The following is a 9,170-nucleotide window of genomic DNA, read 5'->3' on the forward strand; positions in this document are numbered from 1 at the left end:
AGCGCCGGGCAGTGCCGCGCCGTCGGCGTACGCGGTGACCGGCCGCGCACGCCGCGGCCGGGTCAGTCGCCGAGCACGGGGGCGAGGAACCGGCCGGTGTAGCTGTCCTCCATGGCGGCGACCTGCTCCGGTGTCCCCTCGGCGACGACCGTGCCCCCGCCGGAACCACCCTCCGGCCCCATGTCGATGATCCAGTCGGAGGTCTTGACGACGTCCAGGTTGTGCTCGATGACCACGACGGTGTTGCCCTTGTCGACCAGACCGTTGACCACGCCGAGCAGCTTGCGGATGTCGTCGAAGTGCAGGCCGGTGGTGGGCTCGTCGAGGATGTAGACGGTCTTGCCGGTGGAGCGCTTCTGCAGCTCGCTGGCGAGCTTGACCCGCTGGGCCTCGCCCCCGGACAGGGTCGGCGCGGGCTGCCCGAGCCGCACGTAGCCGAGCCCGACGTCCACCAGCGTCCGCAGGTGCCGGTGAATGGCCTTGATCGGCTCGAAGAACTCGGCGGCCTCCTCGATCGGCATGTCGAGCACGTCGGCGACCGTCTTGCCCTTGTAGTGCACCTCGAGGGTCTCCCGGTTGTACCGGGCACCCTTGCACACCTCGCACGGCACGTAGACGTCCGGCAGGAAGTTCATCTCGATGCGGATCGTGCCGTCGCCCGCACACGCCTCGCACCGGCCGCCCTTGACGTTGAACGAGAACCGGCCCGGCTGGTATCCGCGCACCTTCGCCTCGGTGGTGGCCGCGAACAGCTTGCGCACGTGGTCCCAGACGCCGGTGTAGGTGGCCGGGTTCGACCGGGGCGTGCGGCCGATCGGTGACTGGTCGACCTGCACGAGCTTGTCGACGTGCTGGACCCCGCGCACGCGGGTGTGCCGCCCCGGCACCTGACGTGCGTTGTTCACCTTGTTCGCCAGTGTCACCGCGAGGATGTCGTTGACCAGGGTGGACTTGCCCGAGCCGGAGACCCCGGTCACCGAGATCAGACAGCCCAGCGGGAACGACACGTCGATGTTGCGCAGGTTGTTCTCCCGCGCCCCCACGACTGTGACCTGGCGCTTGCGGTCGGCGGGCCTGCGCAGGTCGGGCACCGGGATCTCCCGCCTGCGGGCGAGGTAGTCACCGGTGAGCGAGTCGTGGTTGGCCTCCAGTTCGCCGACGGGGCCGCTGTGCACGATGTGCCCGCCGTGTTCCCCCGCGCCGGGCCCGATGTCGACCACCCAGTCGGCCGACCGGACGGTGTCCTCGTCGTGCTCGACGACGATCAGCGTGTTGCCCAGGTCGCGCAACCGGCTGAGCGTCTCGATCAGCCGGTGGTTGTCCCGCTGGTGCAGCCCGATCGACGGCTCGTCGAGCACGTACAGCACCCCCACCAGACCGGAGCCGATCTGCGTGGCCAGCCGGATGCGCTGGGCCTCCCCGCCGGAGAGGGTGCCCGCCGCGCGGTCGAGCGAGAGGTAGTCGAGCCCGACGTCGAGCAGGAAGTGCAGCCGGGCCTGGATCTCCTTCAGCACCGCGCCGGCGATCATCTCCTCCCGCTGCCCGAGCACCAGCCCGTCCAGGAACTCCGAGGACTCGGCCACCGACAGCGCGCACACCTCGGCGATCGAACGGTGTCCGTGCTCGGCGTGCTCCAGGGTCACCGCCAGGATCTCGGGTTTCAGCCGGGCGCCGCGGCAGGCCGGACACGGCACCTCGCGCATGTAGCCCTCGTAGCGTTCCCGCGCCCAGTCCGAGTCGGTCTGCTCGTGCCGCCGCTCCAGGAACGGGATGATGCCCTCGAACGTGGCGTAGTAGGAACGCTGCCTGCCGTAGCGGTTGCGGTAGCGGACGTGGACCTGCTCGTCCACGCCGTGCAGCACCGCCTTCTGGGCCTTGGCCGGGAGCTTGCGCCAGGGGGTGTCCATCCGGAACCCGACCGTGCCCGCCAGCGACTCCAGCAGGCGCTGGAAGTAGTCGGCGCTCTGCCCGCCCGCCCACGGTGCGATCGCGCCGTCGGCCAGGGAGAGGTCCTCGTCGGGCACCACCAGCTCCGGGTCGACCTCCTTGCGGACGCCGATGCCGGTGCACACCGGGCAGGCGCCGTAGGGCGAGTTGAACGAGAACGACCGCGGTTCGAGGTCCTCGATCTCCAGCGGGTGCCCGTTCGGGCAGGCGAGGTTCTCGGAGAAGCCGCGCCTGCGGTGCGGGTCGTCCTCGGGCAGATCGACGAACTCCAGCTCGACCAGGCCGTCGGCCAGCCGCAGCGCCGTCTCGACCGAGTCGGTGAGCCGCTGCTTCGCACTCGGCTTCACCGTGAGGCGGTCGACGACCACGCCGATGTCGTGCTTCTCCTGCTTCTTCAGCTTCGGGGGCTCGCTCAGCGGATACACGGTGCCGTCCACCCGGACCCGGGCGAAGCCCTGCTGCTGGAGATTGGCGAACAGGTCGACGTACTCGCCCTTGCGCCCCCGCACGACCGGAGCGAGCACCTGGAACCGGGTGCGCTCCTCCATGTCGAGCACCTGGTCGACGATCTGCTGCGGGGTCTGTTTGCTGATGGGTTCGCCGCACTGGGGGCAGTGCGGCGAACCGGCGCGGGCGTAGAGCAGGCGGAGGTAGTCGTAGACCTCCGTGATCGTCCCGACGGTGGAGCGGGGGTTGCGCGAGGTCGACTTCTGGTCGATCGACACCGCCGGGGACAGGCCCTCGATGAACTCGACGTCCGGCTTGTCCATCTGGCCGAGGAACTGCCGCGCGTAGGCGGACAGCGACTCCACGTACCGCCGCTGCCCCTCGGCGAAGATGGTGTCGAACGCGAGGCTCGACTTCCCCGACCCGGACAGGCCGGTGAACACGATCAGGCTGTCCCTGGGCAGGTCGATGTCGACGCCGCGCAGATTGTGCTCGCGGGCGCCCCGAATCACGAGGTGGTCAGCCACCCGAAGTCCCTTTCGACTGGTGTGTCAACGCCGTGCCGGGTACGGCCGCATCCCCGTCGGTCGTCCCACACGGCCGTGCCCGGCACGGCGGTGTCGGGCACGGTGGCGGTCACCCTGACGGTCACGCTGGTGCGCCGTCGGTCGGCGGTGACCATGTTAGGGGGCACCACCGACAGGAACGGTCCGCGCGGCGTCCTCCCGGGCCCCTCCCGCGGCACGCGGCCGGGTCAGCGCGCGGTGCGCCGGCCGTTCGACGAGCACGGTGAGCAGCCAGGCCGCGACGACCGCCGCCGCGACCACCACGGCCAAGCGTAACCACCACGGGGTCACCCCCGCCTCCACGAGCGCCCGGGTCAGCACGTATCCGAGCTGCTGGTGCACCAGGTAGAGGCAGTAGCTGATCCCGGCGAGCCACCCCACGGGCCGCCGGAGCCACCGCAGCACGGGGAAGTCCCAGTCGCGCCCGCGTGCGGCGAGGCACATGCCCACGAGCATGACCGTGAAGCACACGACCACCGCGACGGCCGGGCCGCCCGACCGGAACGCCTGGATCACCACGGCCGTTGCGAGCAGGAAGACCAGGTGGATGGTGGGTATCCGGCGCTGCTGCCACAGCCAGATGGCGGCACCCGCCGCGAACAGGTAGGCACGGTACAGCCCGGACGCGGTGGGCAGTTGCGGCAGGATCATGTCCAGCACGACCGAACCGGCCGAGGCCGCCAGCACCACCCACAGGACGGTGGTCGCGCCCACGACGCGGTGCAGTTTCCACCGCCACAACACGGCCGCCGCGGCGAACGCGGTGACCTGGAGCGGCAGCGTCCAGTAGGAGCCGTCGATGAACGTGCCGGGCATCCACTCGTGCAGGAGAAGGGCGTGCGTCAGCAGGTCCTCGAGGTCGGGCACGTGCCACGCGGGCGGCGCGTCGGCAACGGGCCCGGCGGGGCGCACCGGGTCACCGAACAGGAACCCGAGCACCCCGTCGCGGTGCTGCCAGCCGTTGAACGGCACCACCACGGCCCGGGTGATCGTGTAGACCGCGAGCACCGCCACCAGGTAGGCGGGCAGCAGCCGGGCGAGCCGCGCCCGGAACCACCGTCCGGCCGCACCGCGCCGCCGGGTCGGGCCGACGAAGTACCCGGACAACACCAACAGGGTGATCGTGCCGAACGGGACCACCACCTGCACCGGGTAGGGCTCGATCCCGGGGAGGGTGGACGCCAGCCCGGTGAGGTGGCCCGCCATCACGAACAGGATCGCCACCACCCGGATGAGATCCCAGCTCATCCGGCGCGGTGCGGACGGGCGCCGGGCCGTGGTGTCCGCGGGCGCCTCCGGCGGTGGCGACGGCGGAAGCGGTGCCGCGTCCACCGGAGGCGCAGGCGCCTCCGGTCGCGGGCCCGGCCCGGGCGACACACCTGTGTCCGCGGTCGTGGCCATGAGTTCCCCCCAGCACTCGACGGTCACCTGACAGGGTGGTTCCAGCACGGTAGCCCCGTGCTGTCGTGTCGGGTCGAGCAGGGTCGGCCCGGCTATTACCGTGTGCACGGTGAACGTCACCGAGCACTACACCGGCCATGTCGAACCGAACGGGGACGCCGCGCGTCGGGTCCTCGAGGCACTGACCATCACGAAGCTGTCGGTCGGCCCGATGGACAACAACGCCTACCTGCTGGTCTGCCGCGCCACCGGGGAGGCGTTGCTGATCGACGCGGCGAACGACTCGGACCGCCTGTCCGACCTCGTCGGCCACGGACCGGACCGTCCGTCCCTGCGGACCGTGGTCACCACCCACCAGCACCCCGACCACTGGCAGGCACTCGGAGCGGTCGCCGGGGCGCACGGCGCGAACACGGTCGCGCACCCGGCCGACGCCGACCCGCTGCCGGTGCCGCCGGACCTCCTGGTCGAGCACGGCGACACGATCACGGTCGGCGAGTGCACGCTGGAGGTCGTCCACCTCCGCGGACACACCCCGGGTTCGATCGCCCTGCTGTACCGGGACCCGGCCGGGCACCCGCACCTGTTCACCGGCGACTCGCTGTTCCCCGGCGGGGTGGGCAAGACGAACTCGCCGGAGGAGTTCACCTCCCTGCTCGACGACGTCGAGCAGCGGGTCTTCGCGGCGCTGCCGGACGACACGTGGTTCTACCCCGGCCACGGCGACGACTCGACCCTCGGCGCGGAGCGTCCGAAGCTCGCCGAGTGGCGGGAACGGGGCTGGTGAGCGGGCAGGTCCCGGCCGAAACGATCGCGTCCGAGGTCCGCACCCACCACGAGCGACTCGCCCGCTGGCTCAACGGGTCGGATCCGGAGGCGCTCACGGCCTTCCGTGCGTCCCACACCGCCGACTTCACCCTGGTGTCGACCGCGGGCGAGGTGGTGCCGGGACCCCGGCTCCTCGACGGACTGGCGGCCGCCCGCGGCACCCGGCCCACGCTGCGAATCACGGTGTACGACGTGTGGACGGTGCATGCCACCCGGGACACCGTTCTGGTCCGCTTCACGGAACGGCACGAGGACGACGGTGGGGTCGACGTACGGATCGTCAGCGCCCTGCTGTGCGCCGTCGCACCGGACGACGGCGCACCCGACAACAGCTCCCTTCCCACGGGGCCTCACCGGTGGAAATGGCGACACGTGCACGAGACGGCCGTCTGACCCGCCGGACTGACGATCCGCCGGTCTGCCCGGCGCTCGACGACGGCGGGAGAACCGCAGGCGCCCACCTTCGGCTGAACCGGGGCGACGGACGGAGCCACAGACCGCGTCCCCGGTCAGTCGATCTCGCCGCGTTCGGCGAGCAGGCCCAGCACCCGACGGCCCGCGGCGGGAACCCGGTCCGCGTCGGCCGTGCCGAACCACGCCAGTTCGGCCACCTCCCCCTGCGGCGTGAGCCGGCCGTGGTGGTCGGCGGTGTAGGCGGTCATGTGCACCCGGCGCCCGTCGGTGTAGCCGTCCGCGGGCTCGTCCAGGTCGGCGAACCGGCGCAGACTCGCCGCGTCGAGCCGGACGCCGAGTTCCTCGCGGACCTCCCGGGTGAGGCAGCCCGCGTCGGTCTCCCCGGGCTCCCGCTTGCCGCCGGGGAGGTAGAACCTGCTCCGGCCCCCGGTCCGCACGAACAGCACCGTCCGCCCCCGCACCAGCACCCACGACACACTGTCGATCACACCGCTCATCCCGGCCACGCTAGCCCGGCGGTCCCGGGGGCCGCCGGACGACCTTCGTCCCGCTCGGCCGCGCCACCCTGGACGTCGGTCACGCAATACAGCAGACTGGTCACGGTGTGTAGAGAGCCGGTGACCTCCGCTGTTCGTTCCTGTGGGATCGTGTCGCTTTCCGTGATCTGCGACACACCGGACCGGCGCGAGCGCACGAACCCGCACACGCGGGTTAGTCTGGGTGCATGACGACCGTGGCGCTGGAGACCGTGTTGGCCAAGGCGGGCCTCAACGTGCGGCCGACCGAGTTCCTGGCGCTGGTCGAGGACGCGGCGAAGCGGTTGACACCGCCGAGCCCGAACCCGGCGCATTACTTCTCGACCGACCAGCGCGCGGCCCTGACCGACGTCGGGTTCGACCTCTCCGCCCGGCGGGACGACGAGAACGACTACCGGGCACGCACGGTCGCCGCCCACGCGGTGCTGGCCGAGTCCGCCCTGACCGTCGCGGACGCGGCGGCGAAACTCGGTGTCGACGACAGCCGTGTCCGCCACCGGCTCAAGGAGCACCGCCTGACCGGCTGGAAGTCGCAGGGCGGGTGGCGCCTGCCCGCCTGGCAGTTCACGGCCGACGGGGTTCTGCCGGGCCTCGACACCGTGCTGCGGGCGGTGCCCGGGGACCAGCCCGCGCTGGTGGTCGCCGCCTTCATGAGCACCCCCCAGTCCGACCTCGTGATCAACGGCAGGCCGGCCACGCCGCGCCAGTGGCTGTTGGCGGGTGGTGACCCCGAGCCGGTGGCCGCGCTCGCCGGTACGCTCGGTACCGCGATCTGACCCGGCGACACGCGAGATCGGTTAGTCACGTTCCATGGCAAGGCTGCCCCGGCCGCCGTCGAAGGCCGTACTGGCCAACGAGCTGCGTCCGACCGAGGACATCGTCGCCGTGCACCCCGCTACCCGGCTGGTCCGGGTGTACACCGCGCACGGCAACCACCCCCAGCGGTGGGACACCTTCCGCTACACGGGGCCGCTGCCGCACGGCCGGTTCGACCCGCAGCAACCCCGGCACGGCGACATCGTCACCGACCGGAACAACGGGGTCCTCTACTTCGGACTGTCGGTGCGCACGAGCGTGGCCGAGGTGTTCCAGACCACCTCGACGGTGGACCGCAAGACCCGTGGTCCCCACCTCGTCGTCGTCCGGCCCGCACGCACCCTGCGGCTGCTCGACCTGTGCGGGCTGTGGCCGACCCGGGTCGGCGCCTCCCAGGAGATCTCCAGCGGCCCGAAGAAGATCACCCAGGCCTGGGCCCGCGCGATCCGGGCGGCCTACCGCAGCCTCGACGGTGTCTGGTACCGCTCCTCGATGGATTCCGGGGAACCGGCCGTGTGCCTGTGGGACCCGCCCGCGGGCGGGTCGCTGCCCGACGCACCGGACGTCCTGCTCCCGCTCGACCATCCCGGTCTCGACGTGCCGTTGAGCCGGGTGTGCGAGGAACTCAACTACGTGATGCTGAACTGAGCCGGGTAACCGGCCCGGCGGCGCGGGCCCGGGTCACCCGGCCGGCGACTCCTCCCCCACCGGCAGGTGCCGGTGCCACCAGTCGAGCACCGCCTCGAAACGCTGCACCCGGTGCCGGGGCCGGCCCGACCGGGTCAGTTCGTGTCCCTCGCCGGGGAAGACGAGCAGCTCCGCCTCGGTGCCGTTGCGCCGCAGGGCGACGAACATCCGTTGGGCCTGCTCGATCGGGCACCGCAGGTCCTGCTCCGAGTGCACCACCGCGAACGGCAGCGTGATCCGGTCGGCGTGGGTCAGGGGACTCGCGGCCCGCTGTCGTTCCGGGTCCGCGCCGACGTACTCGTCGGCGAACCACCAGCCGATGTCGGAACTGCCGGTGAACGAGTCCCAGGCGTTGACGGCCCGTTCGCTCCACGCGGCGCGGAAGCGTTGTCCGTGGTGGGCGGCGAGCCACCCGGTCATGAACCCGCCGTAGGAACCGCCCATCACCCCGACCCGGTCGGCGTCCGTGCCCGGACGGGCGAGGGCGGCGTCCAGCAGCGCCAGCAGGTCGTCGGCGTCCACGGTGCCGAACCGCCCGAGGACGGCCCGCGCGTGTCGTTGCCCGTACCCGGCCGAGCCGCGCGGATTGCCCAGGACCACCGCGTACCCGGCGGAGGCGTAGACCTGTGCCTCGTCGAACAGGCTCCACTCGTACTGGGCGAACGGTCCCCCGTGGACGACGAGCAGCACCGGATGCGGTCCCGGACCGTCCGGCCGGACCAGCCAGCCGTGCACGGGATACCCGTCCGGTGCGTGGGTGCTCAGCTCCTCGGCCGGGCGCACCCCCGCCGCACGCAGGGGCGCGGAGAAGTCGGTCGGGGTGGTCTCCGTCCCGTCGGATCCGAGCACGGTCACCTCACCGGTGTCCGCCGGACCCGCGCGGACCACCGCGATCCGGGTCCCGTCGACGGCGAAGCCGCGCACGGCGGCCCGCCCGCCGGAGAGCACGGTGAGCCCGGTCAGGTCCACGCGGTCACCGTCCCGGGGCACCGAGCGCAGTTCGACGGCACCCCGGTGCAGCACGGCGACCAGCATCCCGTCGCCGTACGGCGCGGGAGGGCCCGCGTCGCGGGCGCAGTCCACCGTCTCGGCGTCGGTCAGGCGCCGTGGGGTGGCGACCGTGCCCGGGTCGGGCAGGGTGGCGGCCCACAACCCGGTGTTGCGGGCGACGGCGGCGAAACCGCGGAACTCGGTGCCGTAGAAGTACACGGTGCCGTCGTCGGTGACCACCGGTCGGGCCACGTCCCCCGCACCCCGCACCACCGGCTCCGGCAGCACCGGTGCCGCGGCGTCGGCGGGCACGGCACCGAGGTCCCGGTGCAACGTCTCCGTCCGGTCGCCGTCCCGCGGGACGACCACGACCAGCCTGCGCCCGTCCGGTGTCCACGCCGGGTCCTCGACGGACACCGCGCGGTCGGTGAGCCGCACCGGCTCCTCCGGTACGGCGTCGTCCGCGCCGGAGGCCCCACCGGTCCCGTGGTCGGCCCCGGCGACCCCGCCGAGGTCGACCACGAACAGGCAGTTCGGC

At 72.3% G+C, this 9,170-nt stretch carries 8 protein-coding genes; 4 read left to right on the top strand and 4 right to left on the bottom strand.

Going from position 1 to position 9,170, the window contains the following annotated elements; genetic code table 11:
- Nucleotides 1-62: 62 nt before the first annotated feature.
- Entirely contained in the window at nucleotides 63-2,921 is a 2,859-nt protein-coding gene (gene uvrA, locus ACTIR_RS0113930; RefSeq protein ID WP_026454748.1) for an excinuclease ABC subunit UvrA, read from the bottom strand.
- A gap of 156 nt (nucleotides 2,922-3,077) precedes the next feature.
- Nucleotides 3,078-4,208, bottom strand: a complete 1,131-nt coding sequence (locus ACTIR_RS0113940) for an acyltransferase family protein (protein WP_026454749.1) — start codon at nucleotides 4,206-4,208, stop codon at nucleotides 3,078-3,080.
- A 262-nt stretch (nucleotides 4,209-4,470) separates the two neighbouring features.
- On the opposite strand from ACTIR_RS0113940, the gene ACTIR_RS0113945 reads away from it, so the two are divergent.
- Together ACTIR_RS0113945 and ACTIR_RS23355 are read left to right on the top strand one after the other, a co-directional pair.
- On the top strand, nucleotides 4,471-5,148 hold the full coding sequence (locus ACTIR_RS0113945; RefSeq protein ID WP_026454750.1) for an MBL fold metallo-hydrolase: 678 nt from the start codon (nucleotides 4,471-4,473) through the stop codon (nucleotides 5,146-5,148).
- The gene (locus ACTIR_RS23355; RefSeq protein ID WP_084789502.1) at nucleotides 5,127-5,582 is read left to right on the top strand and encodes a DUF4440 domain-containing protein; all 456 of its coding nucleotides are present in this window, start codon (nucleotides 5,127-5,129) and stop codon (nucleotides 5,580-5,582) included. The genes ACTIR_RS0113945 and ACTIR_RS23355 overlap by 22 nt, the downstream gene beginning before the upstream one ends.
- A gap of 116 nt (nucleotides 5,583-5,698) precedes the next feature.
- On the opposite strand, the gene ACTIR_RS0113955 is transcribed toward ACTIR_RS23355, so the two are convergent.
- On the bottom strand, nucleotides 5,699-6,100 hold the full coding sequence (locus ACTIR_RS0113955; RefSeq protein ID WP_026454751.1) for an NUDIX hydrolase: 402 nt from the start codon (nucleotides 6,098-6,100) through the stop codon (nucleotides 5,699-5,701).
- A 227-nt stretch (nucleotides 6,101-6,327) separates the two neighbouring features.
- Between ACTIR_RS0113955 and ACTIR_RS0113960 the strand changes: the two genes are divergently transcribed.
- Together ACTIR_RS0113960 and ACTIR_RS0113965 are read left to right on the top strand one after the other, a co-directional pair.
- Complete coding sequence (locus ACTIR_RS0113960) at nucleotides 6,328-6,915, top strand: helix-turn-helix domain-containing protein (protein WP_026454752.1); 588 nt, start codon at nucleotides 6,328-6,330, stop codon at nucleotides 6,913-6,915.
- A 34-nt stretch (nucleotides 6,916-6,949) separates the two neighbouring features.
- The gene (locus tag ACTIR_RS0113965) at nucleotides 6,950-7,603 is read left to right on the top strand and encodes an RES family NAD+ phosphorylase (RefSeq protein ID WP_026454753.1); all 654 of its coding nucleotides are present in this window, start codon (nucleotides 6,950-6,952) and stop codon (nucleotides 7,601-7,603) included.
- 33 nt (nucleotides 7,604-7,636) lie between these two features.
- On the opposite strand, the gene ACTIR_RS23360 is transcribed toward ACTIR_RS0113965, so the two are convergent.
- On the bottom strand, nucleotides 7,637-9,170 hold a 1,534-nt coding region (locus tag ACTIR_RS23360; RefSeq protein WP_084789504.1), incomplete at its 5' end, for a S9 family peptidase.

The sequence above is a fragment of the Saccharomonospora iraqiensis subsp. iraqiensis genome (assembly GCF_000430445.1).
Taxonomy (GTDB): domain Bacteria; phylum Actinomycetota; class Actinomycetes; order Mycobacteriales; family Pseudonocardiaceae; genus Saccharomonospora; species Saccharomonospora iraqiensis.

Excerpts from the sequence above, each read along its gene's own strand:
- ACTIR_RS0113940 (WP_026454749.1), bottom strand. The coding sequence starts at position 4,208 with ATGAGCTGGGATCTCATCCGGGTGGTGGCGATCCTGTTCGTGATGGCG.
- ACTIR_RS0113955 (WP_026454751.1), bottom strand. The coding sequence starts at position 6,100 with ATGAGCGGTGTGATCGACAGTGTGTCGTGGGTGCTGGTGCGGGGGCGG.
- ACTIR_RS0113960 (WP_026454752.1), top strand. The coding sequence starts at position 6,328 with ATGACGACCGTGGCGCTGGAGACCGTGTTGGCCAAGGCGGGCCTCAAC.
- ACTIR_RS0113965 (WP_026454753.1), top strand. The coding sequence starts at position 6,950 with ATGGCAAGGCTGCCCCGGCCGCCGTCGAAGGCCGTACTGGCCAACGAG.